Source organism: Haloarcula sp. Atlit-7R, from assembly GCF_003666065.1.
GTDB classification, from domain to species: Archaea; Halobacteriota; Halobacteria; order Halobacteriales; family Haloarculaceae; genus Haloarcula; species Haloarcula taiwanensis.
On record NZ_QXIK01000002.1, the window covers coordinates 490,914 to 514,565 of the forward strand.

Genomic DNA, 23,652 nt, shown 5'->3' on the forward strand with positions numbered 1-23,652 from the left:
GTGAGGACTATGTCAGACAACGGTCTTTCACGACGCCAGTACCTCTCCACTGTCGGTGGAACTGCAGTAGCTGTCTCGCTCGCTGGGTGTTTCGGGGGCGGTGGCGGCGACGGCGGCGCTACCGAAATCACTGCCGGAACTGCACCGGGGTTCCCCCCGTTCGAGATGAAACAGGACGGCGAACTCGTCGGGTTCGACATCGACCTGCTTGAAGCGGTCGTCGACGAGACCGACTACACCCTTGCCGGCTGGGAAGAATTCGAGTTCAAGTCTCTGATCCCGGCGCTGACGAACGAGAATATCGACGTAGTCGCCGCGGGGATGACGATCAACGACGAGCGTGACGAAACCATCGACTTCACTGATCCGTACTACAGTTCGAATCAGGCGATTGTCGTCCGTGAGGACGGCGACTTCTCCCCGGAGTCGATGTCGGACCTTTCCGGGCGCCCAATCGGCGCACAGAAGGGCACGACGGGCGAGAGCACGGTCCAGTCGGAACTCATCGAACCGGGGAACCTCGACGAGTCAAACTACAATTCCTATGGCAACTACGTACTGGCGGTCGAAGACCTCCAGAACGGCAACATCGACGCCGTCGTCATCGACGAGCCGGTCGCACAGACCTTCGCCGCACAGCGTCCGGTCACCATCGCCTTCACGTACGAGACGGGCGAGAACTTCGGGTTCGGCGTCCGGGAGGCCGACGACGAGTTCACCCAGGCGCTCAACGATGGCCTGTCCACAGTCCGGGACGGGAACACGTATCAGGACCTGACGAACAAGTGGTTCGGCCAGCAGTAACCGATGCCACCGCTCCCGTTGCAGAGTGACTGGGCGTTTGTCGCCGGGAACCTTGACCTGCTACTCGCAGGCACGGGTGTCACGGTCGGCCTGACAGCCGCGAGTATTCTGCTCGGCTTTCTGCTCGGCTTTCCGGCGGGAGCCGTTGAGGTGTACGGCCGTGGGCCGCTCAAACGCGCCGTCGAGACGGCTGGCGTCGTCCTTCGCGGCACGCCGCTGCTCGTCATCATTATCCTGCTGTTCTTCGGTCTCTCGGTGTCGAGCAGCGCCTTCGTGACGGCGACTATCGCGCTCGGACTCCGGAGTGCCGCGTATCAGTCACAGATCTTCCGCGGCGCACTCCAGAGCGTCGACGAGGGCCAACTGGAAGCCGCTCGCGCCGTCGGCATGGGCCGGCTCCAGGCCATCCGGAGCGTCGTCGTGCCCCAGGCACTCCGCCGAAGCGTGCCCGGCTTCCAGAACGAGTTCACGATCGTCCTGAAAGACACGAGTATCGCCATCGTCATCGGTCTCGGCGAACTGCTGACTGTCGGCCAGAACCTCTACCAGGGCGGTCAAAGCACTGCTGCGCTTGAAATTTTCCTGACTGTGAGCCTCATTTACTTCGTTCTCACGTTCGTGACGAACCGCTCGCTCGATTACGTCGACGACCGCTTCAGCATCCCCGGAGGTGAGCGGGCGTGAGCGATCCGTTATTGGAACTTGACGACGTGTACAAGTCCTACGGCGATGAACAGGTCCTCTCCGGCGTCAGCTTCGAGATGGACGCCGGCGATGTCGACGTGGTTATCGGCCCTAGCGGGAGCGGCAAGTCGACGATGCTCCGCTGTGTGAACCGCCTCACCGAGATCGACAGCGGCGACATCTACCTCGACGGCGACTGCGTCACCGACGCCGACACCGATGTCAACGAACTCCGAAAACAGGTTGGGATGGTGTTTCAGGATTTCAACCTCTTTGCCCATCTCACGGCGCTCGGGAACGTTACACTCGGCCTGCGGAAAGTCCGCGGCATGGACAAATCGGCGGCCCAGGAGAAGGGGTACGAGCATCTGGAACAGGTCGGACTGCTGGATCAGGCCGACTCGTACCCCGCTGAACTCTCCGGCGGGCAGAAACAGCGTGTCGGCATCGCCCGCGCGCTCGCCATGGACCCGAAGCTCCTGCTGTTCGATGAGCCGACCAGCGCGCTCGACCCCGAACTCGTCGGCGAAGTCGTCGAGGTAATGCGCGACCTCGCCGCCGAGGGCATCACCATGCTCGTCGTCAGCCACGAGATGGGATTCGCGCGGTCGGCGGCGTCAGACATCATCTTCCTTGATGACGGGCGTATCGTCGAACACGGCCCGCCGGAACAGCTGTTCGAGAACCCAGAGGCGGCACGGACCGGCGAGTTCCTCAGTCGCTTGGAGACGACCCACGAGGGGGAGTGACCCATGGGGACGCCGGAGTCAACGACCGCCGGGCGAACCCTCCGTGCCCGCGCTGCCGGGCTGACCGACCAGCCGCTGACGCTGCTTACTGTCGCCGTCTTCTGGACGTGGCTCGTCGTGCGCTGGACGAACGACTTCCTGCTGGACGGGGCGCTCATCGAGCGCAATACGTCGTTCTTCCCGACTGCGCCGTTTGAGGCGGCCGCGTCAACGCTCGGCGGGCTCGCGACGAGTCTCGGTCCGGTCGGGGTCCCCGTCGGCTGGGTCGCCGGCTTCTTCGAGTTTCTGGCGGCATCGATCCCGTACTTGCCACCGCTGGCGACCGGCGTGTGGGCGACGATACTGCTGACGGGGCTGGGTATCGCGCTCGGTTTCGTCATCGCCGTCCCGCTTAGCGTCGCTCGGGTATACGGCGGGTCTATCACCCGTCTGGTCGCGCTGGCGTACACCGAACTGTTCCGCGGGACGCCGCTGCTCGCCCAGTTGTTCGTCCTCTACTTCGCGACGCCGCTGACGGCAATCATCCGCGAACTGCCCACAGTCGGGACCGGATTCATTCCCGCACAGGCGTTCTGGGTGGCCGTTATCGCGTTCATGCTCAACAGCGCCGCCTACCAGTCGGAGTACATCCGCTCGGCGCTGAACTCCGTCCCGGAGGGGCAACTCACCGCCGCGCGCGCCATCGGCCTCTCGAAGGTTGATGGGATACGGCACGTGGTCCTGCCGCAGGGCCTGCGCTACGCGATTCCAGGCTGGTCGAACGAACTGGTGTACCTCATCAAGTACTCGTCGCTTGCGAGTTTCATCACCGTCCGTGAACTGTTTGAGCGGACCGATGCCATCGCTAGCGAGACCTACCGGTACACGGAACTGTTCGTCCTCGCCGGCCTGCTGTATCTGGCGCTGGTGCTCTCGGCGTCGCTCCTGATGGAATTCGTCGAGGACCGGGTCGCCATTCCCGGCCTCGGCACGACCAGCCGATGACTACATAAAGTCAGAAAGGCCAGACTGCTGGTCGTCATCGGCTGTCTCGCTCGCCGTTTCCGTCTCGTCGTCGGTAGCGCTGTCGTCCTCGGCGGCGTCGGAGCCAGCGCCATCGTCCGCCGCAAGCGTCACCTGCTGCTCGCCGTTCTCATCGTCAGCGCTGGTATCCTGACTATCGGTCTCAGTATTGGTTTCGCCGTCCCCGTCGGCACTCGCATCCTCGAATGCCCCACCGGAGTGTTCGACGGCAGCTTCCTCCTTGAGTGCCTCGGCGTCAGCGACGATGTCCTGCACCTTATTCGTGTCTTTGCCCGATCCAGTGACGAATGAGACGTGCTCGGCCTCCATGTCGTAAGTCGCCGCCATTGCCACCGTCAGGTCCCGGTTTCGGCAGTGGTGCGTCATCGTTGCGAGGAACGGCATGATCTCCCGGCGGGCGGTCCGCATCGACACGCCGTCGATAGCGGCTATCTGCTGGGCGACGTAGTCTCGTGTGTTCCGGGTCCCTTTCGACCGGCCGAGTTTCGACCAGTAGCTCGGCGGGCCGTAGCGGGTCCAGCCGCCCTTCGTTCCGTCTCGGGCCGCAGCGACGCCGGCGGTCATGTTGTCGCCGGCGTACCGCCAGAAGGAGTAATTCTGCGTCTCGCGCACGCGGCCGAGCCACTGGTCAGCGTTCGAGAGGAACTCGTAGGCGCGGACCAGTTCGGTCCCCTCGTAGTCCTTTGGCATGTTGTCCTCGATCCAGTTGATGAGGTCATCGGGCGTCTCGTCCACGTCGTAGCTGGCCTCTAGGGCTTCCTGCGCGCCGGCTTCCTTGAGTACCACGTCGAGGTACTCGAAGATGCCCTCAGTCGTGTCGCGCTCGCCAGTTACCACGTCGTCGGCGGTCAGCTGCTCTGTCGTTTCGGCGATGGCTTGGAGGTCTTTGACCGCGCCCCGCAGGTCGCCGCTGTTCTGCTCGGCGAGTTCCTGCAGTGCGTCGGACTCGTACTCGACACCCTCCTGGCGGCAGAGGTCACGGAGAACGGGGACGATAGAGCGGGGCGAGACATCACGGAACTCGATGTCCTGACAGTTGTTCCGCAGGCCGTTTGACATCTCGTAGTACTCGTTGGCGATGAGAATCATCGGCTGACTGGCCTCCTTCACCAGCGCGGTGATCGCGCGTGCGCCCCCGCGGTCGGCATTGCCGTGGATGTTGTCCGCCTCATCCATGATGACCAGTCGCCGGCCACCACCACCGGCGGTCAGCGTGCCGGATTTGGCGGCTTCGCCGGCCACCCGATTGATGACATCCTTCGTCCGAGAGTCGCTGGCGTTGAGTTCGATGGTCGGCCACCCCATGTCGTTTGCCAGCGCGTGGGCCGCTGAGGTCTTCCCGATACCCGGGGAGCCATAGAGGATGACCGCCTCACGGTGGTCGTCCCACGTCTCCGCCCACTTTTTGAGTGCGTCGCGGGCCTTGTCGTTGCCCCGCACCTCCGACAGTGTCGTCGGGCGGTACTTCTCCGTCCAATCCATTTGATTGTGGTTGGCGCGACCGGCGTTTAGGGATTGCGGAGCGGTGTCGGTCCACTACTGAGATTTTTATTGAAAGCAACGGACAGTGTGTCCCACCAGTGGCCGGACGAAATCTCCATTCTGCTCGTCGCGGCGTCAGTCCTGTCGTCGGCGTGGTCCTCATGCTCGTGATTAGCGTCCTTTTGGCGGCAACAGTCAGCAGTGTTGTGTTCAGTGCCAGCAGCGACCTGAACCAGCAGACACCGACCGTTGCCCGCTCGACAGGGGAGTTCGTGATTGGTCCGTCGGGTAGGTGCGGTGAGAACACGGTGACGATTCGACACGACGGCGGCGACCCGGTCCCGGCCGACGAACTGGAAGTCGCTGTTGGACTGCCGGACAACGGCGCCCGCATCGTTGCGCTGCCAGTTTCCGGGACGGCACTGTCAGCGAGGAATACTGCTGATCCGGACAACGTCGTCTACGACTACTGTGTCGGCGGTGTCATCGCTAATGGCGGACAGCGGTGGTCTGCGGGCCGGATAATCGCGTTCCAACTGAACGCCGGCGGTGGAACCGTCGAGCCGGGCGACAGCATCGAAGTACGCGTCGTCCACGCTCCCACGAACGGTGTCCTTGTCGAGGCCGAACTGACCGCTCGCCGGTAAGCGCCCGTGGTTCCGATACCCTTTTATTCGCGACCCCCCAGCGTGTGAACTAATGGCAGGGGGCGCACGTGACGACCTCGCGGAAAAAATGGCGGGCGAGGTGGCACTGAGCGACGACCCAGGGGCGACCCTGCGGAAGTGGCGTACCGACTTCGACGTTGCACAGACCGAACTCGCCGACAAACTCGATGTCTCCCCGTCCGTGGTCTCGGACTACGAGAGCGGTCGGCGTGACAACCCCGGTATCGGCGTTGTCAGGCGACTCGTCGTCGCATTGCTTGACATCGACGAGAACCGCGGCGGCGACCACATCCGCCAGCACGCCCGCGTGCTTTCGGCTGGATTCGACAGCGACGTGGTCCACGACCTCCGCGAATACTCCGCGAATGTGGGCGTCGAGCGGGTCTACGACGCTATCGACGCCGAGGAACTGTTCCGAGGTAGTCAAGACACCGTGGCGGGCCACACCGTCATCAACTCCATCGCCGCCATCACGCGCCTCTCTTCGGACGAGTTCTACCAGCTGTACGGCCAGTCAACGAACCGCGCGCTCGTGTTTACCAATGTGACCCGCGGCGAATCCCCGCTGGTCGCACTTCGGGTCGTCTCACCGACGCCCAACGCCGTCATCCTCCACGGGCTTGACGACGAGGCCGTCTGGGAGCACGCGCAGGACCTCGCCCGCATCGACGACTTTTCGCTTGCGATCACCAATACCGATCTGGAGGACCTGCTTGGCGGGCTGCGGAGTCTTCCCTGAGCGCGCCGGTTCTGGCCGTGCTGTTTCGCGCCCGTCGACGTACTCTCTGGAAAACGACTGTTGTCGTGACTGCGGTCTCTTTGTTCACCGGACAGCGTGACACAACTGCTCCGTCGGACTGCAGAGTTTCTAGGGAGAACTAGTTTGATACCGAGGTGTCATGTCCACGCATGGTGCAATTGGGCTATCTTATCCTCTGGGCGTTCGCCGGCTTTGGACTTCTTGTTGCTGCCTCATCCGTCGGGACGATGCTTGCACTTCAATACTACAACAGTGGGGGAACCCCCTCTGTGTCTCTCGACGACAGTATTAGCCGCCTCAACAACGATAAGCCGTAGTCGGGTAGTGTATACTGTCCAGTGCAGTACAAATAGAATTCCACGTATCCACGACAATAGATGGGATTCCCCTCGCTATTCTCCACGGCTCCCTGCGGTCGCCGTTCCGACTCGAGAGCCACTCCCTTCGGTCGTGCCTCTCGCTACTCCACGTACCGATATTTCCGCTCACCCATCCGTCCCCAGCCGTCGAAGGCGAACTCGTTTTCAGGGGCGGTGAACTCCTCGACATCGGTCTCAGTCTCGTGATTATGGACGTCGTGGACTTGTTCGTACTCGGCAAAGGAGAGGTCGTAGCGGTTCCGGATCTGTTCGTCGATGTCGAGCGCGCCGATTTCCTCCTCCCAGCCGGAGACGACAGTCTCGGCGTGGACTTCCGCCTGCGCGCCGGACCCGTAGGAGGCAACTAACAATCTGGCATCGTCCAGATCCAGTCCGTTCTCACGGGCGTGTTTCAGTCCGGAGGCACGGGCGATGTGGACGGAGCCGGTGTACCAGTTGCCGACATCGCGGGAGATCTCAAGTGTCGGCTCTATGGTATTGGCGTACCAGTCCTGATAGCGCTCGGTTTCGGTGAGTGCGTCGGTGTACTCCTTGATTGCGGCATGGAACTCGTCGTCTGTCTCGAAGTCCGACCGCATGGGCTGGTGACCGATTTCCTCGGCCAGCAGGTCACCCACGTCCGTGCCGCGAACGATGTGTCGGTAGCCGAGTGCCGCGGCCTTCCGGACCATCCCCGGGAACGGCGTGTGGAAGGGAATCATCTCGTAGTCGCCCGGGTGGATGTCGCCGGCCACCGCCGCGAAGTCCTCCAGCGCCTCGCGCATGCGGGCGAGGTAGACGTTCACCGAGCGTTTCCCGTCGACTGACGGGAACTGCTGATTGGGCTTGAGGAAGTCAGTCTCGTCGGCGCTGCCGTATCCCTGTTCGGCAGAGAGTTCGACCAGATTCGGGTCTTCGTCGACGAGCATCGCCACCGCGCCGGCTCCCTGCGTGGCCTCGCCGGGGTCGTCGCGGGCATACAGCGCGGTGTCGGTCGCGATGACGAGCGCCGCCCGGCCGCGGTTTCGTCCGGCGCGGATCCAGTTGTAGGCGTCGTCGAGGCTCTGTGTCCCGGAGATACAGGCGAACTTCCGCTCACCCTTGTTGGCATGGTGGAAGTTCTCGTCGTACACCTGTTCGAGACAGCCCGCAATGTACGTTGAGACGGGTTTTGAGTTGTCGAAAGCGCTCTCGGTCGCTACGTCGATACGGCCGATATCTTCCGGCGTTAGTCCCTTGCGCTCCATCAGGCGATGGGCCGCATTCGCCCCCATCGTGACGATGTCCTCATACACGTCGGGGAACGACGACGCGCGCAGGCCCAGTCCCTTCGTGTACTTCCCCGGATCGTCTCCCTGAGCCGGCGCAAACGTCTCAGCGAGGTCGAGTTTGAGCTTCCCGGTCCAGATCTCCATAGCGTCGATACCGACTACAGTCATGAGTCTAACGTCAGTGTGGATGTATATGGGTTTGTCGACTGGTCTTTCGACGATTGACTAGCATTACGCCGATATGCCGCGAGCAGTCTGTGAGATAGTTATTCGCTGGCTGCCGACTTCGTATTGAAAGAGAAATCGACCATACACTCGTCTTCGAGAACGTCGTACGGCTCACTCGGTGACGGAACGGCACGCGACCAGTCGGTGTTGTTGACTACGAGCCGATACGTTCCCGGCTCGATAGTAATCCGGTTGTCGCGGATGTTCGTCTTGTGGAACCGCGACACCTCACCAGCGTACCGGGCCCGGTAGCGACTCTGGAACGCCCGGTACTCTTCTTCGGTGAACAGAATGACATCCACGGCCGGGCCGCGCCGAACGATGAGGTCGTAGGTGATCGTCGTCTGGCCAGTCACGTCGACTGTGAAATCTTCGTACTCGTTTTCTTCCAATCGGAACGTCGTATCAACCGACCGGTGGTTCGGCTCGGGTGTCGGCGTCGGTGTCTCGGTCTCGACCTGCAGCCGTGCCGATGTTTCCGTAGTGCTGTTCGCCTGCGACGCCTCGGCGCGCTGTGCTGTTGAAGTGTTTGTCGGAGCAGCACTATTCGCTGACGAGGCAGTGTTAACACGATCCGCTGTCGCGGTGCGTTGTGACGCTGCCGGTTCCGGAACTGGCGTCGTCTCGGACTCCTCTTCAGGTCGATTCCCGAGACAGCCGGCAGAGAGCGCGGCGAGCACCGAGGCTCCGAAGCCGCGCCGCGACAGGTCACCCATACCTCAGGACACTCATCCACAGTAAAGATGTTTACGGGCGGGTTCTCGTCGCTGGTAATTGGATCGCCGCACCCTCCCAAACATATTTGTGGAGAGAGAGCCGAATCTACGCCGTTCGAGACGGGTCCGAGATAACTGTATCCAAGGTATCATTTCTCGGAACCGAACAGGAACGTTTCATATGAACAGGTCGGTCATCACACTCGGAGTAGTGGTTCTGGCGGTACTCAGTGTCTCGGGACTTGCGGGAGTAGCGGTCGAGGGAACGCTTGGCGTAGACGCGAGTCAGCCAGCCCCGACGGAGTCCGTAGAAGCGTCGTCGGCGACGACGCCCCACACGGACAGTGTGTCACCCGACACGCCACGTAGTGAGAAGACCGCGGCCGTGGTCACACAATCCACCGAAGCTCCCTCGACGCCGGAAGCGGTACAGCCCACACCGACAGACTCGGGGACAGATATCGATACGGCCCGCCTCGAAGACCGGCTCGTAGCGGCAATCAATGACCGACGCGGCAACCCGATTGCTAACGACGCTTTCGACGGCTCGCTCTCGGATGAGACCAAAACCGGACAGAAGCTATCAGCAATGGCCGGCAACCACAGCGAGCGGATGGCCGCACAGGGGTCTGCCTCCCCGATTGCAAACGGGTCAGATACGACAGATCGATACGCAGCCGCTGGACTGTCTGAGCAGTGTCGCCTCCGCCACGAAGGGAACGCGTATATCCGCCCGGTAACCGACCTCGAACTGGTCACAAGCGTCGACCCCAACGGCGCGAACGCGACCCGGACGGCCAACGCTGTCGCCGACCACTGGTTTGACCTCTCCGGCCCCCGTGACACGCTGTACGTGGCGAACGCGAACCACATCGGCGTCGGCGCGGCGACCGCCGACGGCGTCGTCTACATTACTGTGAATCTCTGCTGAGACCGGCGACAGAGCGGCCGTTACGGCACCTCTTTGCGAACAGTATCGGCATTTCCTCCCGAGTCAACAACGCGGAGTGCGACTACTGTGCCGGAGTCCACCTTTCTGTTCTCTACCATCTGTCCGGTTGCATCGTCGAAGATACCGTCGCCGTCGAGGTCCCACTCGTAGGCTGCGATGTCGCCCTGCGGGTCGCTGGATGGGCTGGCATCGAAGTCCCACTTGTCGTTCGATTCCGGTCCATTGGAGGCTATCGTGAAGTCGGCGTTCGGTTGCTCGTCCGTGTTCGCGCCGTCCGGTGTGACCGTGAACATCTTCGAATCAGTCCCGCCGCTTGCCAGCTCGTAGGTGACTGTTATCGTGACGCTCTCGCCGGCCATATCCACCTCGGAGGAGCCAACGAGAGTGTCTTGGATGAACTCGAACAGGTAGAACGTCGCAGTTGATGTGTCGGACAGTACCGGGTTTGGACCGTTCAGGCTGCCATCACTGTCGACATCAACAGTTCGTGGGATATCTGTTCCGCCACCGAAGTCGGTATATCCGTCCGTGTCTGCCTGGATATATATCTCATTCTCTTGTGGTGCCGGGGGACGGTCGTTGCTAAAGCTGTCGCTGAGTCGGATTATATCGTCATTAACGGGGTCGATTGCCACCGTCGTTATTGTGATCTCCTCATCCAATTCATTGGTGACAGTAAACTGGACGCCACCGTCAGTGTCCCCGTTGCTATCGAGGGCAACAGCGTCCTCGTTGTAAATGAGACCACTGGTGCCGGACCCATCACCGGATCCTTGGTTTGCCTCCGTCACCGTTACCGGAATCGAGACATTTTCTGGGGTCTCCCCATCGAACGACCCGTCGATTTCACCGAGGCTGAACTGTGCGGTGTATGTTCCAGTTGCCGTCGACTGGTTCGCTTCGTAGACGAACTTGACCCGACCGTCGTTGTCGGACACTTCTGTACCCGTGGTAAGCGAGCCGGCGTTACTCCCGTCGACTGTGCCGTTGACTTGGATATCGCCTCTGGGATTGTTGTACGCGTCCCGAACCTCCAGCACAACCTCTCCGCTTTCGCCTTTCGCGACAGTAATATTCTCACTGTCGACCGTCGTGAGGTACGCCTCGCTCTCGGAGGTAACCCGAGTACCGACACCTGCTTTCGCCATCTTCAGGCGGTAGTTCGTCCCTCGTTCAAAGACGATGGTGATGTTGTAGAGCGATCCGGGTCCATCAGCCTCGGTGACGTTCGCGACGTATCGTTCGTTGCTCATGTCGCCCGGATTCGGGTCGATTTGGTCCTCAAGAAGGACACTCCATTCCGACGCTGGGAGCCGAGAGAGAAACGAGACCGACACGTTCGATGTCGCCGTCGTATTTGTTATGCGAACCGTCCGGGACGACTGGGATTTCGGCTCTATGTCGACCGTGACCGAATCGCTTGCCGAGCGGCTCAGCGATCCGTTGAGTGCGACGAGCGTGATGTCGCGGCCATCAACCATCGCCTGCTCCGAGAGCGTGATGTTCCCCTCGCGGAACTTGTTGTAGACGACCGAGTGCTCGTACACAGTTCTTGGGGCCTCCCCGTAGACGTTGTACTCTGGCTTGTAGGCGATAGCGCCCGTGTTGTAGTGTCGCGGCGTGGCTCCGTCCCAGTAATCTGCCGTTTCAGGGGTAATCGCCTCAGCGTTGCGAACCGTGAGGTTTTGCGACTCGTTGCTGGTCCCATCTGTGTACAGCAACCCCGACGGTGGCCCGGGATTCGTCGCCACCAGCCGACTCGGGTATCGCGTCCCCAACTGGACCGAGACGGCTTGCCGGCTCGGCTGTCCCGGGACAGAGACGATTGCGTTTCGCAGGTCCTGTAGTTGCGTTTGGACCTGCTGATTGTGGTTGAACTCCACCTCCCGGTTTTGCTCCGGCACGGCAAACGCTTGGTACGATGAGAAGGCGATGATCAGCACGCCAAACAGCAGTACAGCCCCGACCTGTACTGACTGCGCACGCTCATCGCCCATGAAAGTCATGGCGATGAGTTGCGGAGACGGCGGTAAAAACCTGACTGCCGAATTATCAACTCTCGTCTTCTTCGACGACTTCCGGATCGCTCATCGCAGTCTGGAGACTGTCGAGTCCATTGACCCACTCGGAGACGAGTCCGTATTCGAGGTCCTCAGCGACCTCCATCGGGAGCTCCGACCCGCCGATGATCTGCGTGCCGGCCTGCACACAGTACCCGAGCGCCGCATCGAGATCCTCTTGGGCTTCCGCGTCTGCGGCAGCTTCAATGTAGTCCGTGATGGTCGCGTCGTCCGCGGCCCCCTCAGCAACGAACTCCTCGGCCGCGTAGAACACGCACAAAAGCGAGGTCTGGACGCCGTCGATCAGCATCACGGTCTCCTCGTCGTCGATGTTGATGTCATCGAGAACGATTTCCCGGACCCCGGTAAGCTCGTCGAGCGTCGCCTCCTCGTCAAGTGGTCCGTCCTCGTAGTCGGTGATAATCTTCGCGACCGCGATCGCGGCGTCGTCTTGGAGGTTCAACAGGAGACGCGCCGAATCCTCGTCTTCAGGGTCGACGTCTTCTTCCTCGATACGGTCTAGCCAGTTCTGCCAGCGTTCTTCGGTGTAATACTCCCCCGGCGGAGTGCTCATACCAGTCCGTTCGTGCCGTTGGGGATAGTAGTTTCGACCGGCGGTCGCTCTGGCGCGCGGGCTTTCTCGTAGAGAGGGACAAGCGAACCACTATTTTAGCGCTTGAAACAGCTCCTTTGTGAGGATTTCCGGATCGTCTGCACGCTCCGAAGGCCTGCTACGGTCTCGGTCGAGGGACGCACTTTTATGTCAGCCGAACATGTTATGTTCTGTCATGGCACAGCGACAGCCAGTTCCGACCTATGACGGCCCACTCGAGCCGGCTGCAGTCGCCGTGCTGGCCAAACGTGTTGGTCTGGCGCTGGTCGCCGTGGCGCTGCCGGTTGCAGTCGGTGCGTTCGCCGGCATGGCCCTTACCGCCGGGTCGCTCTCGGCCGCGACCGATGCCACGGCCGGCGCAATGAGCGGGCCGCTGACAGCAGCGCAGGGCCTGTCTCGGCTGTTCTACGTCAGTGCGCTCGGGACCGCGCTGGGATGCTGGGCTCTCGGGCTGGGGCTCCTTCTCGACGGTCTCGACCTGTAGGTCAGCCGTCGCCGTCCGGACGCATCTCCACGCTGCCTTGCAGTGACTCCTCGTCCGCCGCGTCCACGCGGTTCGAGAGGGTCCGCTGAGGGAACGGGATCGAGATGTCTTCCTCGTCGAACGTGGCTTTCACGCCCCGGACCACCGCCGAGATGGCGCGCCACTTCCGCGGTGGCGTCGGGTGATCGATCCAGAACCGGAGTTCCATCACCACGGCGGAATCGCCGAAGTCCTTCGGGACAACGTCCGGCGTCGGCGAATCGACGACGTGCTCGATGTCCGCCATCGCTTCACGGGCAAGGTCCATCGCCCGGTCGATGTCGGTGTCGTAGTCCACACCGATGTCGACTGTGAGCCGCAACAGTCCCTTCCGGCTGCGGTTCGTCACCGCGCGGTCGCTCACGCGGTCGTTCGGTATGATGACGAACTCGCCGTCGAAGTTCTCCAGCCGCGTGTTGAAGATCGTGATATCGGTCACGATCCCTTCCTGATCCCCGACGAGCACCCAGTCGCCGATAGTGAACGGACGGGAAAACATCAGGACGAAGCCGGCGATGAGCGAGCCGAGCGTCTGTCTGGCGGCCAGACCGACAACAATACCGAGAAACCCGGCCCCGACGAGCAGGCCACTGAGATCGATACCCCAGACGGCGAAGATCGTTGCACCGATGGTGACGAACACGGTGACCTGCCCCAGTCGGAGGAGGATCTCCTCCTGATGTTCGGTGAAGCCGGTAACAGCTTGGCTGAACCGTCCAATCCACCGCTGCATCTGGTCAGACAGGACGAAGGCCAGCATGACGAGAACGACCGTCTGTATCGTCGCCAGTACTGACCGATCGCTCCCGTTGAGGTACGGCCCGACTGTCTGGACGATATCGAGAACGCCCCAGACGATGAGAAACGAGACGACGACGAGAACGACCATCGAGAACTGGGCGATTCTGAGAAACACGCCCCGGATGGTCGTCGGCGTGTAGTCGGCCATGAGCTGCAGCCAGTCCCCGGTTCGGGCCGATGCGACAGTTCGAAGCCGGGAGAGGACTGCTGGAACGACGACGACGCTGAGAAGGAGCACAGTCAGGAGAATGAGCGTCGCGACGAGTCGCCCCTGCGTTGCGACCAACTGGTCCAGCGACCGCTGTAACACGGTAAAGAGGTCCAGAAGGCTTTCTCCGGTGTCGTTGGCCGTCGGCGTAGGCGTGGCCGTCCCCTGCACAGCCACGTATCGCCGCCGTAGGAACTTGTGTCTTCGTCTTTGAGACGGTCTGTAAGTATCTGAAACCGGTCAAAAGCGACTCGTTGTGGCTCCAGTTAGACGCCGCGACCCTGCAACTGCTCTTCCTCGTCTAGGTCCGCGTTCGCCTGGCCTTTCATCCCTTTGCCGGGGTTCTTTGCGATCTCTTTGAGCTGTTCGGGATCGTCGTAGTTGTTGACTGCCGCGACGACGGACTCACCCATCGCCTGTGGGTTCTCAGCGCCGAAGATACCCGAGCCGACGAAGATGCCGTCACAGCCGTGTTGCATCATGAGCGCGGCGTCGGCGGGCGTGGCGATGCCGCCGGCCGCGAAGTTGACAACCGGAAGCCGACCGCGGTCGGCCGTCTCGTGGACGAGCCGCCGGGGCGCGCCGTGCTCGCGGGCCCACTCGTCGCGCTCTTCGTAGGCCATCCCTTCGAGCTTGCCGATAGCACGCTGGATGTTACGCTGGTGCGTGACGGCCTGATTCACATCGCCGGTACCCGCCTCGCCCTTCGTACGAATCATCGCTGCGCCCTCGTCGATGCGACGCAGTGCCTCGGCGAGGTTCCGCGCCCCGCAGACGAATGGAGCGGTGAACTCGCGCTTGTCGATGTGGTAGCGGTCGTCGGCCTGGGTCAGCACTTCCGACTCGTCGACCATGTCCGCGCCAGCCGCTTCCAGAATCTGGGCCTCGGCGGTGTGGCCGATGCGGGCCTTGCCCATCACTGGAATCGACACTTCCTCGATTATCTCTTCGAGTTTACTGGGGTCAGCCATCCGGGCGACACCGCCTCGCTTGCGGATATCGGCCGGCACCGACTCTAGGTGCATCACGGCAACCGCGCCGGCGTCCTCGGCAATCCGGGCTTGCTCACGGTTGACGACATCCATGATGACGCCGCCTTTCTGCATCTTCGCGAAGCCGCGTTTGACGAGGTCAGTCCCGCGACGGAGGTCCTCGAGGTCGGTCTCTTCAGTCATTATCCAGACTTAGTGCTGGATTTACTTAACGCGTGTCCTTTCGAGGGACAGAACGCCGTTTGACCCACCCGCGGGGACCCGGTATCGGGCCAGCGATCACAGGACGAAGCTGAGACCACTACCGTTTTCATCGCGTCTCCCCACTCCATCGACATGGCTCCGGATGAGGGTGTCGGCGGACGCATCGACGCGGCTGTCGCGCGGGTGTTCAGCCGGCGGCTCCCCGATACCGAAGGGCTTCCGCGGTACGTCGCGCCGCTGCCGGCGTGGCTAGAGAACGTCGGCCTCAGACTCGCCTGGCCAATCGCGCTCGTCAATCTGGTCGGGACGCTGTTCGGGTTCTGGTACTACGCCGGCCGGCCGCTGAACACAGCGCCGCCGCTCATAGAGGGGCAGCTCGGTGCGGCTCCGCTAGCTGCTTACCCCCTGATTCCGGATTCACCCGTGGCGACGATGTTCATCGGGCTCTCGCTGGTGGCCTGGCGGCTCGACTGGAACGCTGAGTGGCTCCACATGCTCGGCTTCTTCGGCTGCATCAAGCTCGGCCTCTGGACGCCGTACGTCCAGCTCGCTCTCAATGGTCCCGGCGGAATTCCGCTGTGGCTCTACTGGTTCCTGATTCTGAGCCATCTGGCGATGGCGCTGGAGGCGTTTCTCATCCACCGTTACGCGAGCTTTTCGGTCATCTCGGTTGCCGTTGCGGTGTTCTGGTACGGCTTCAACGACATCGTGGATTACTTCCTCCCGATTCTGGACGGTCCCCACCACACTTGGCTGCGTGCTGAACCTCTCGCCGCCACCGGTGAGTTCGACCACACGGTGCTCGCCCACGACCTTGCGGCCGGCTGGGCGGTCGTACTGACGCTCTTGGCGACATTTCTCGCGCTGGCGACGCGTGTAGAGAAAGTAAAACGACAGGCGTGAACGGTTCGGTCCCCCGCCAGTGGTTTCGGTAGTGTCTCAGGTCGTGAATCCGTCCTCTGCCTCGCGCTCGTCGAGCACCCACTCCAGTTCCTCGATAGCGCGCAGGATGGCGACCTCCGCCTCGTCTTCCAGTTCGGTCGACGGCGGATCGTGCTTGTCGTACTCGTCCTGCAGCGCCTCGATGCGGTCCCGAATCGTTTCCTCTGTTCGCATGGTTCAAATGACCGGACCCGCAGGTCTTGATGCTACTGGTCCCGGCGATGTGCGGTCAGTGACCGCCGGGAACACCTGCAAAACGAGCCGAGTCTACCGAACGACGACGACGGCGCTCTCGGTTTCGGTCATTTCGCCCTCGCCGGAGTAGGTCCGGGACTCTTCGACGGTGAACATCTCGTCGGTGAGCGTGACACCGGCAACGTGCAGTTCGTCGTCGTCGATATCGTAGTCGCCATCTTCGATAGCAGCGTCGATAGCGCCGACTTCGCTGCCGAACTCGGGGCCGACCAGCGAGTAATCGAGGTCAATGCCGCTGACCTCGGTCGTGATGTCCGGGGCCTCGTCGTAGGTGTCCAGTTGTGCGACGTGCATCGCCTCGGCGACGGCGTCCTCGAAGCCGGCGACGTGGCCGAATACCTCAACGTGGTCGAGGTCGGCGTTCAGCGGCAGACCGTTCTCGGTCTTGTACCGCCGGAGCGCGGAAACGACCTCCATCGCCGTCTCGCCCGCTTCGAGGTCGGCGTCGTAGCCGCCCGAAGTCGGCCAGTCCGTCGTGTGGATTGAGGTACCCTCGTTATAGCACCGCTCCCACAGCTCCTCTGTGATGTGGGGGAGGAACGGCGCGAACAGCTGCAGGAAGGTCCGGTGGGCCTGCAGCAGTGTGAACTCGGTCGAGGCGTCTCCGCCATCTGAAAGTCGCTGCTTGGCGATTTCGAGGTAGTCGTCACAGAACGTGTTCCAGAAGAACGACCGGAGTTCGTTCCGGGCCTTCGAGAACTCGTAGTCCTCGAACTTCGTCGTGACCGACTCGACGGTCGCGTCCAGTTCAGCCAGCAGCCACTCGTCGACCGCGGCGAGGTCGTCGGGCTCGTCTGGCTGACTCGCGGGCGTGAGCTGGTCGACCAGCCGGGAGGCGTTCCAGAGTTTCTGGAGGAGTCGCTCACCAGCTTCGAGGTCCCCCTCCTTGTATGGGAAGTCGTCGCCGATGGAAGTACCGGCGGCCCAGTACCGGGTGGCGTCGACCGGGAACTTCTCTAGGACCTCGCTTGGCGGGATGACGTTGCCCTTGGACTTGGACATCGCCTCGCGGTTCTCGTCTAAGACCATCCCGTTTATCATCACGTTCTCGAAGGGCACCTCGCCGGTGTGTTCGTAGCACTTGACGACGGTGTGGAACAGCCAGAACGAGATGATGTCGTGGCCCTGCGGGCGCAGGTCGAAGGGGTACAGCTCCGGCAGTTCCATGGTGAACGACTCGCTGTCGGCGTCCCAGTCCCAGCCGGCATTCACGAGCGGCGTCAGCGACGAGGTCGCCCAGGTGTCGAACACGTCCTCCTCGGGCGTCAGCGAGTCGTGGCCACACTCAGGACAGCTATCGACCGGCGGGTCGTCTGACAGCGGGTCGACCGGGAGCTGGTCGCGCTCGGCCATCACGGGCTCGCCGCAGTCGTCGCAGTACCACACCGGAATCGGGATGCCCGAATCGCGCTGGCGGGAGATACACCAGTCCCACTCAAGTCCCTCTATCCAGTGCTCGTAGCGGGTGGCCATCTTCTCGGGGTACCACTCCATCTGGCGGCCCGCCTCGATGTACTCCTCTTTCTTGTCGAGCAGTTCGATGTACCACTGCTCGGTGACGAGGTACTCGACTTCCTCTTCACAGCGTTCGTGGACCTGGACGGTGTGGTCGTGGTCGCGGCTCTCCAGCAGCGACCCCTCCTCGCGCAGGTCCTCGATGATGGCCTCGCGGGCATCGGTGGTGTGCATCCCCTCGTAGTCGCCGGCGAGGTCGGTCATCGTCGCGGACTCGTCGATGGCGAGCCGCAGCGGCAGGTCGTGGGCCTGGTACCACTCGATGTCGTTCTGGTCGCCGAAGGTACAGCACATCACGATGCCGCTGCCGGTCTCCATGTCGACGCGCTCGTCGGCGATGATGGGAACCTCTTGCTCGAAGATGGGGACCCGGGCCGTCCCGCCGACGAGGTGCTGATTGTCGTCGTCCTCGGGGTGGACGAAGACGGCGACACAGGCCGGAAGTAGCTCGGGCCGCGTCGTCGAGATGGTGAACGTCGCGTCCTCGTCGGCAGGCCCCTCGCCCGTCTCCACGAGGTCGAAGGCGATATCGTTGAACTTCGTGTGCTTGTCCTTGTCCTCCTGTTCGACCTGTGAGATGGCCGTCTCACAGTCCGGACACCAGATGGTCGGTGCGCGCTGGCGGTACTCCCGGCCCTGCTCGTAGAGGTCGAGGAAGGATAGCTGGGAGACCCGCTGGACGTCCGGCGCGATGGTCTTGTAGGTGTTGTCCCAGTCGACCGAGATGGCAAGCGACTGCACGTCCTCGGTGAACTCGTCCTCGAACTGTGTACACACGTCGCGACACTTCTCCTGGAACTCTCGGCGCGGGTAATCCTGGTGGCGGATGCCGAGTTCGCGCTCGGTGAGCCGTTCCGAGGCGATGCCGTTGTCGTCGTAACCGAAGGGGAAATAGACGGTGTCGTCGCGCATCCGGTGGAAGCGGGCGACGAAGTCCTGCAGGGTGAACTGATAGAGGTGCCCCATATGGAGGTTCCCCGACACCGTCGGCGGCGGCGTGTCGATAGTGAAACGGGTGTCGGCGTCCCCGTCGTAGGCGTAGGTCTTGTCCGCGACCCACTGGTCTTGCCACTCCGGCTCTACCTCGCGAGGGTCGTACTCCCCCTCAAGGGCGTTTTCTGATTCGTCTGCGGTCGATTCGTCCTGCGGTGGGTCCTGTGTATCACTCATATTCAAACTGTGGGTGTAACACCCGGGTCGCATCTGACTGCGGCGTGGTTATCAGCGGTGCGTGCGTCGATTTGGGGAGGTGGTGTGGGGCGTGGGGGCCCCTACACCGACGGGCGCGAGAACCAGCGTTCGGGAGAGTCGACGCACCATCTGTACAATACTCGACCAACGGCAGGATTAATGACTTCGGTTTTCACTGGCGCCCCGGCGGGCTCACACCAGCGACCGGCTCACGGCAGGTCGGGCTCGCGATGTTCGCGGTCCTCGGCGGAGTGAGCACGGACCCAGAGCTGTCCGATACGCGAGAGTGTCGTCCGGTAGGACTTTCCGTGCTCTTCCTGCTCGATATACCCCTTCCCGCCGGGGCCGAGCCGGTCAACGTTGTAGATGACCTTTGACCGGAAGGAGTCGGTGTACTCCTCGCCCATGTCCCGGGCCAGCTGTTGGGCCAGTTCCGAGACGGACTCGAACTCGCCGTGTTCGCCGAGCGTGAAGAGGATGACCTCTTCGAAGGGTTTGACGTTCGAGAAAGAGGCAACCGGGAGCTCGACGATGTGGGACCCGTCGATCTCTTTCGCGCCGATGGTCGTCCCGCGTTCGTCGAACTCCGCCAGCAGATCCCGTGCGGTTTCGAGTCGGTCATCGACGCGTTCGTCGACATCCTCGCCCGTGCGCATGTCTTCCAGCATATCGATCTGTTTGCGCAGTTCCTCGGCGAGTTCCGTCTCCAGATACTTCTCGGGAACCGTGTAGTAGGTGTGGATGCGGTCCCTGTCGCCCTCGCGCTCGACCATAATCGAATGGGCCGCGGTCGCAAAGGCAAAGGAGACAGTCCGGGGCATCGCAGAGACGTTGACCCACACCTCGCTTCCCGCGTCGAGTTCCGCGTTGATGAGCTCGAAGGCCTGCTCGAAGGCCTCGTCGTAATCGTACACGTCGGCGACGACGAACCGCTCGGTTTCGGCCCCGAGCAGGTTCTGGTAGTCCTTTTCGAGCTTCTCGGCGAGGTTGCGCGAGTACTCGACGTTAGCCTCGCTGCCGACCGCCCCCTCGAGCAGGATGACGCGGTCAACGTCGAGTTGCTCGCGCACCAGCGGCGCGATCAGCCGGTCGTAGTCGAACCCGACCGGGACGATGTGGGTCTGCATACGTGCATGACTGGGGCGGTGATTATAAAAAGGACCAGACTCAGGCTGCCGAACGCGCCTACGGGCGACCGCTATTCGCAGCTTTCGTGCACGATAGCGCCTTCCTCGTTCGGTCCGCGGCGCTCGCCAGGAACGATTGGGTCCTCACAGACGGCACAGGTCAGCTTCCCGCTGGCGTGGCCGTTCGAGGCCTCGGCGTCGTCGGACGACGTGAAATCCACACTCACGTCCGTCGACTCATCTGCTGGCTCGTCGTCCACGTTCGGAGCGAACACGTCGTCGTCATCGGCCGTCGTATCGATGTCAAGCGTATCGTTGAAACCACAGTAGCCGGTTGAGGCGTTGAAACCCAGGCCGAGCGCGCCGATTCCGGCGAGCAGGCCGCGCTTGTGTTTCCCGCTGCGAAGCCAGCGCAGGGAGACGATTGTCAGGACAACTGCCAGCACCGCTCGGATCAGGCGGTCGCGACCGCCGACATTCTTATCGGAGTCCATATTGACACATTAGTCTGGATGCTTTTGTAGGTTTACATGTCGGCCGGTGGCCGCCGTCCGGCGGTTCCCGTGTAGAACGGAGCGCCCTGTTCAGTCGCTCTCGACGCCGGAGACGGCGTAGACGGTGTGGTTCTCGGTCGCAGCGGGAGCAGTCACCAGCGAGACGCCGACCGTCAGCACGAGACCGACTATGATACCGACGATGCCCGGCGTCCAGCCCAGGTATGCCGTCGGCAGGGCAACGCTGATACCGACAAGTCCGCCAAGTGTCGAGAGCACCGGGAAGACGTGCAGGCCATAGAACACTTGGCTGCCGATCACGCCGGCGTACATCCCCGTTCGCGTGGTCCCCTGCCAGTACAGCGCAAGTGCGACAGGAAGGGTAAGCTGTGCGAACCCGCTGAAGGCCGTTTCGCCGATTTGGACCAGCGTTCCCGGCGAGTAGAGACTCACAACGAACGAGAGGGTGGCAAAGACGATCACGCCGACGCGGGCAACGAGCGCCTCGCGCCGGTCGGTCGCTTCGTCGCTAGCGTTGCTACGGCCGGTCAGTGGGCGGTAGAGGTCTCGAGTCAGGTACGACGAGCCCGACAGCAGCATCGAGTCGCTGGAGGACATCATCGCGGCCATCGCGCCGGCGATGACCAGCGCGGTGAACCACGTCGGCGTGTACTCGCCCAGCAGCGCGGGGATGACGTTGCCGCCCTCCGGCACCGTGACACCGAGGCCGGCCGCCCACGCGCCCAGCATGAACGCCGGCACGAACAGAAGCAGGACCAGCACCGGCCAGAGCGCGAACGTCCGCTTGAGCACCTTCTTCGAGCCGGCGGCGAAGAAGCGCTGATTGATCTGGGGGAACATCGTCACGCCGAAGGCGATGCTGACCGCGGTCGAGATGATGTACTGCGGCGTGTAGAGGCCGCCGCCGAGACCGACGAAGGCTGGCTCTTTGGACGCCAACAGGGCCGTCGCCTCGCTAGCGCCGCCGACGGCAGAGAGGACCCAGGCGACGGCGACCCATATTAAAGAGAGCATGAACAGCCCCTGAAGCGTGTCGGTCCAGGCGACGCCGCGCATGCCTGAGAGCGCAACGTAGGCAATCATGAACAGCGTGATGCCGCCGGCCCCGACCCAGAACGGGACCGCGCCGTTCGTGAGGCCGACGATGGCCTGTCCGGCTCCTTTCTGCTGGAGCATCACGTACGGGAACAGCCAGACAAGGCTCACGCCGGCGACAACAACGCGGAGCGCCGTCGAGCCGAAGCGATCGCCCAGCATTTCCCCCAGCGTGACGTAGCCGTGGCGCTTGCCGACGAGCCACTGCTTGTACCCCAGCACGTACCAGAGGACCGCGAAGATGATGCCGTCCATCAGCCCCATCACGAGAATCCACTCGGGACCGGCGCTGAAGGCGAGGTTCGGGCCGCCGAAGAACGTAAAGGCCGACAGTAGCGTCGCGAACGTGGTAAACAGCAGGACGACTGTCCCGAGCGTCCGGCTGGCGAGGTAGTAGTCCTCGGCGGTCCGGTCGGTCAAACGGTAGGCGACTGCGCCGACCGCGAGCGCGATGATCATGTACGCACCGACGATACCCAACTGGAGCGCGGTGTCAGCCATCTCACCGCACCTCCTCGACCCCGAGACCCCAGTCGGTGCGCGCGAAAACGGCGAAGACGATGCTCGCGAGCGCCATCCATCCGATGTGCCACCACAGCCACACGGGTAGCCCAGCCGTGACTGTGCTGGTGTCCCAGAGGAACCACGGCACTGCCAGCGCCATCAACACGAGCGCGACGACTGTCCACCCAGCGGCCCTGACCGTACTCATATTACAACGGGCTAGCCGCTGGCCGTACTAATGGGTAACGAACCTTCACCAACTCTCGTTGAAGAACTATCTTCTTCAATACACCCGGGTGCCGGGCTTGACCTCCCGCTCGGGGGTCAGGTGAACGACGCCGTCCTCGCTGTCGACGCCGGTCACCAGACACTCGCTCTCGAACCCGGCGATAGAGACTGTCCCGAGGTTGACGACGGCGACGACCTGTGAACCCAGCAGGTCCGCAGGCTCGTACACGTCGGTCAACCCTGCGGCCGACTGGCGGGTCTCGTTGCCGAAATCCACGTCGAGCTTGTACACATCCTTGCGTGCTTCGGGAAACGGCTCGACATCGACGATTTCACCGATACGCATCTCTACGTCTTCGAGGAACCGTGCGGGGTCGATCTCGGTTTCAGTGAATCCCATGCCCCCCGATAGCCCGTCCAGTTATTTTACGACAGCGTTCGCAGCAACGATATGCAGACAGCGATCCAGCTCTGGACACTCCGCGAGCTCCGGGAACCGCTATCGGACGTGCTCGACCGCATCAGCGCCGCGGGCTACGACGGCGTAGAGTTCGCCGGTATCGGCGACCCGGGTGCGTCTCAGCGCGCACTCGACGATGCGGGGCTCGACATTGCCGGCGTCCACGTCCCGCTGGACGACCTGCAGTCCGACCCGCGCACTGTTGGCAATCAGGCCCGGACGCTCGATGCGCCGTACATTGTTCTCCCGTATCTCGACGACGACCACTTCGCAAGCGAAAGCGCGGTCGAGTCGACGGCGACGCTGCTCGGGATGCTCGCGGCGGACTTTGACCGGCCCCTGCTGTACCACAACCACGACCACGAGTTCGTCCCGCTTGGCGACGGCACCGCCTTCGACGCGCTCTTCGACCAGACGACAATTGGGTTCGAGTTCGACGCCGGCTGGGCGCATGCGACGGGACAGGACCCTGTCGCATTGCTTCGGCGACTCGACGGGCGCGTTCCTGTCGTCCACCTCAAGGACATGACTGCGGATGGGGAACCGACTGCCCTCGGAGACGGCGTGGTGCCGCTCCAGGCGGTGGTCGATGCGGCCCGCGAGGCTGGGACTCAATGGCTCGTCTTCGAACACGACAATCCAACGGACCCAGTCGACGCTATCCGGGCTGGTATCGACGGCATGCGCCCGTTGCTAGAGTGAGTGGCTGCCCTGTCGGAGAGA

At 62.6% G+C, this 23,652-nt stretch carries 24 protein-coding genes; 10 read left to right on the forward strand and 14 right to left on the reverse strand.

The features are described 5' to 3' along the window. The first annotated feature begins 9 nt into the window (after positions 1 to 9). Genes D3D01_RS06420 through D3D01_RS06435 form a run of 4 tightly spaced genes read left to right on the forward strand, consistent with a single transcriptional unit; the run spans position 10 to position 3,221 of the window. Complete coding sequence (locus tag D3D01_RS06420) at positions 10 to 804, forward strand: basic amino acid ABC transporter substrate-binding protein (RefSeq protein ID WP_121511625.1); 795 nt, start codon at positions 10 to 12, stop codon at positions 802 to 804. Between the two features lie 3 nt (positions 805 to 807). After that, complete coding sequence (locus D3D01_RS06425; RefSeq protein WP_101350695.1) at positions 808 to 1,488, forward strand: amino acid ABC transporter permease; 681 nt, start codon at positions 808 to 810, stop codon at positions 1,486 to 1,488. Then, entirely contained in the window at positions 1,485 to 2,237 is a 753-nt protein-coding gene (locus D3D01_RS06430; RefSeq protein ID WP_121511626.1) for an amino acid ABC transporter ATP-binding protein, read from the forward strand. Before D3D01_RS06425 ends, D3D01_RS06430 begins: the two co-directional genes overlap by 4 nt. Before the next feature lie 3 nt (positions 2,238 to 2,240). Then, positions 2,241 to 3,221: an amino acid ABC transporter permease gene (locus D3D01_RS06435; protein ID WP_121511627.1), complete on the forward strand. Its 981-nt coding sequence runs from the start codon at positions 2,241 to 2,243 to the stop codon at positions 3,219 to 3,221. Here D3D01_RS06435 and D3D01_RS06440 read toward each other — a convergent pair whose 3' ends face one another. Beyond that, positions 3,222 to 4,742, reverse strand: coding sequence for a replication factor C large subunit (locus tag D3D01_RS06440; protein WP_121511628.1), 1,521 nt, complete (start codon positions 4,740 to 4,742; stop codon positions 3,222 to 3,224). 98 nt (positions 4,743 to 4,840) lie between these two features. Between D3D01_RS06440 and D3D01_RS06445 the strand changes: the two genes are divergently transcribed. Beyond that, positions 4,841 to 5,389 carry a type IV pilin gene (locus D3D01_RS06445; RefSeq protein WP_233563248.1) on the forward strand — a complete coding sequence of 183 codons (549 nt, stop codon included), beginning with the start codon at positions 4,841 to 4,843 and terminating at the stop codon, positions 5,387 to 5,389. A gap of 52 nt (positions 5,390 to 5,441) precedes the next feature. Next, positions 5,442 to 6,149, forward strand: a complete 708-nt coding sequence (locus D3D01_RS06450) for a helix-turn-helix domain-containing protein (RefSeq protein ID WP_121511629.1) — start codon at positions 5,442 to 5,444, stop codon at positions 6,147 to 6,149. 481 nt (positions 6,150 to 6,630) lie between these two features. Here D3D01_RS06450 and hmgB read toward each other — a convergent pair whose 3' ends face one another. Together hmgB and D3D01_RS06460 are read right to left on the reverse strand one after the other, a co-directional pair. Next, complete coding sequence (hmgB, locus tag D3D01_RS06455) at positions 6,631 to 7,968, reverse strand: hydroxymethylglutaryl-CoA synthase (protein ID WP_121511630.1); 1,338 nt, start codon at positions 7,966 to 7,968, stop codon at positions 6,631 to 6,633. 98 nt (positions 7,969 to 8,066) lie between these two features. Further along, positions 8,067 to 8,744, reverse strand: coding sequence for a hypothetical protein (locus D3D01_RS06460; protein ID WP_121511631.1), 678 nt, complete (start codon positions 8,742 to 8,744; stop codon positions 8,067 to 8,069). 181 nt (positions 8,745 to 8,925) lie between these two features. Here D3D01_RS06460 and D3D01_RS06465 point away from each other — a divergent pair, with 181 nt between their 5' ends. Then, positions 8,926 to 9,675, forward strand: coding sequence for a CAP domain-containing protein (locus D3D01_RS06465; protein WP_121511632.1), 750 nt, complete (start codon positions 8,926 to 8,928; stop codon positions 9,673 to 9,675). A 20-nt stretch (positions 9,676 to 9,695) separates the two neighbouring features. On the opposite strand, the gene D3D01_RS06470 is transcribed toward D3D01_RS06465, so the two are convergent. After that, on the reverse strand, positions 9,696 to 11,702 hold the full coding sequence (locus D3D01_RS06470) for a hypothetical protein (RefSeq protein WP_121511633.1): 2,007 nt from the start codon (positions 11,700 to 11,702) through the stop codon (positions 9,696 to 9,698). A gap of 46 nt (positions 11,703 to 11,748) precedes the next feature. Continuing rightward, the gene (locus tag D3D01_RS06475) at positions 11,749 to 12,330 is read right to left on the reverse strand and encodes a DUF2150 family protein (RefSeq protein WP_101350686.1); all 582 of its coding nucleotides are present in this window, start codon (positions 12,328 to 12,330) and stop codon (positions 11,749 to 11,751) included. A gap of 214 nt (positions 12,331 to 12,544) precedes the next feature. Between D3D01_RS06475 and D3D01_RS06480 the strand changes: the two genes are divergently transcribed. Continuing rightward, entirely contained in the window at positions 12,545 to 12,853 is a 309-nt protein-coding gene (locus tag D3D01_RS06480; RefSeq protein WP_101350685.1) for a hypothetical protein, read from the forward strand. A gap of 1 nt (position 12,854) precedes the next feature. On the opposite strand, the gene D3D01_RS06485 is transcribed toward D3D01_RS06480, so the two are convergent. Then, on the reverse strand, positions 12,855 to 14,078 hold the full coding sequence (locus D3D01_RS06485) for a mechanosensitive ion channel family protein (protein ID WP_121511634.1): 1,224 nt from the start codon (positions 14,076 to 14,078) through the stop codon (positions 12,855 to 12,857). Positions 14,079 to 14,167: 89 nt separating this feature from the next. Further along, entirely contained in the window at positions 14,168 to 15,076 is a 909-nt protein-coding gene (gene pdxS / locus D3D01_RS06490; protein WP_004517082.1) for a pyridoxal 5'-phosphate synthase lyase subunit PdxS, read from the reverse strand. Positions 15,077 to 15,229: 153 nt separating this feature from the next. On the opposite strand from pdxS, the gene D3D01_RS06495 reads away from it, so the two are divergent. Then, the gene (locus D3D01_RS06495; RefSeq protein WP_121511635.1) at positions 15,230 to 16,000 is read left to right on the forward strand and encodes a DUF1405 domain-containing protein; all 771 of its coding nucleotides are present in this window, start codon (positions 15,230 to 15,232) and stop codon (positions 15,998 to 16,000) included. A 36-nt stretch (positions 16,001 to 16,036) separates the two neighbouring features. Here D3D01_RS06495 and D3D01_RS23995 read toward each other — a convergent pair whose 3' ends face one another. The 7 genes from D3D01_RS23995 to D3D01_RS06525 form a co-directional block, all read right to left on the reverse strand. Then, complete coding sequence (locus D3D01_RS23995) at positions 16,037 to 16,213, reverse strand: hypothetical protein (protein WP_004957739.1); 177 nt, start codon at positions 16,211 to 16,213, stop codon at positions 16,037 to 16,039. Between the two features lie 93 nt (positions 16,214 to 16,306). Continuing rightward, entirely contained in the window at positions 16,307 to 18,979 is a 2,673-nt protein-coding gene (locus tag D3D01_RS06500) for a valine--tRNA ligase (protein ID WP_121511636.1), read from the reverse strand. A gap of 230 nt (positions 18,980 to 19,209) precedes the next feature. After that, on the reverse strand, positions 19,210 to 20,127 hold the full coding sequence (locus D3D01_RS06505) for a DUF6293 family protein (RefSeq protein ID WP_101350681.1): 918 nt from the start codon (positions 20,125 to 20,127) through the stop codon (positions 19,210 to 19,212). A 71-nt stretch (positions 20,128 to 20,198) separates the two neighbouring features. After that, positions 20,199 to 20,621: a DUF2892 domain-containing protein gene (locus D3D01_RS06510; RefSeq protein WP_121511637.1), complete on the reverse strand. Its 423-nt coding sequence runs from the start codon at positions 20,619 to 20,621 to the stop codon at positions 20,199 to 20,201. A gap of 90 nt (positions 20,622 to 20,711) precedes the next feature. Next, the gene (locus tag D3D01_RS06515; protein ID WP_121511638.1) at positions 20,712 to 22,238 is read right to left on the reverse strand and encodes a sodium:solute symporter; all 1,527 of its coding nucleotides are present in this window, start codon (positions 22,236 to 22,238) and stop codon (positions 20,712 to 20,714) included. Position 22,239: 1 nt separating this feature from the next. After that, entirely contained in the window at positions 22,240 to 22,449 is a 210-nt protein-coding gene (locus D3D01_RS06520; RefSeq protein ID WP_101350677.1) for a DUF3311 domain-containing protein, read from the reverse strand. Between the two features lie 75 nt (positions 22,450 to 22,524). After that, positions 22,525 to 22,869 carry a tRNA-binding protein gene (locus tag D3D01_RS06525; protein ID WP_121511639.1) on the reverse strand — a complete coding sequence of 115 codons (345 nt, stop codon included), beginning with the start codon at positions 22,867 to 22,869 and terminating at the stop codon, positions 22,525 to 22,527. Between the two features lie 51 nt (positions 22,870 to 22,920). Between D3D01_RS06525 and D3D01_RS06530 the strand changes: the two genes are divergently transcribed. Then, positions 22,921 to 23,631: a sugar phosphate isomerase/epimerase gene (locus D3D01_RS06530; RefSeq protein WP_121511640.1), complete on the forward strand. Its 711-nt coding sequence runs from the start codon at positions 22,921 to 22,923 to the stop codon at positions 23,629 to 23,631. The last annotated feature ends 21 nt before the right edge of the window (positions 23,632 to 23,652 follow it).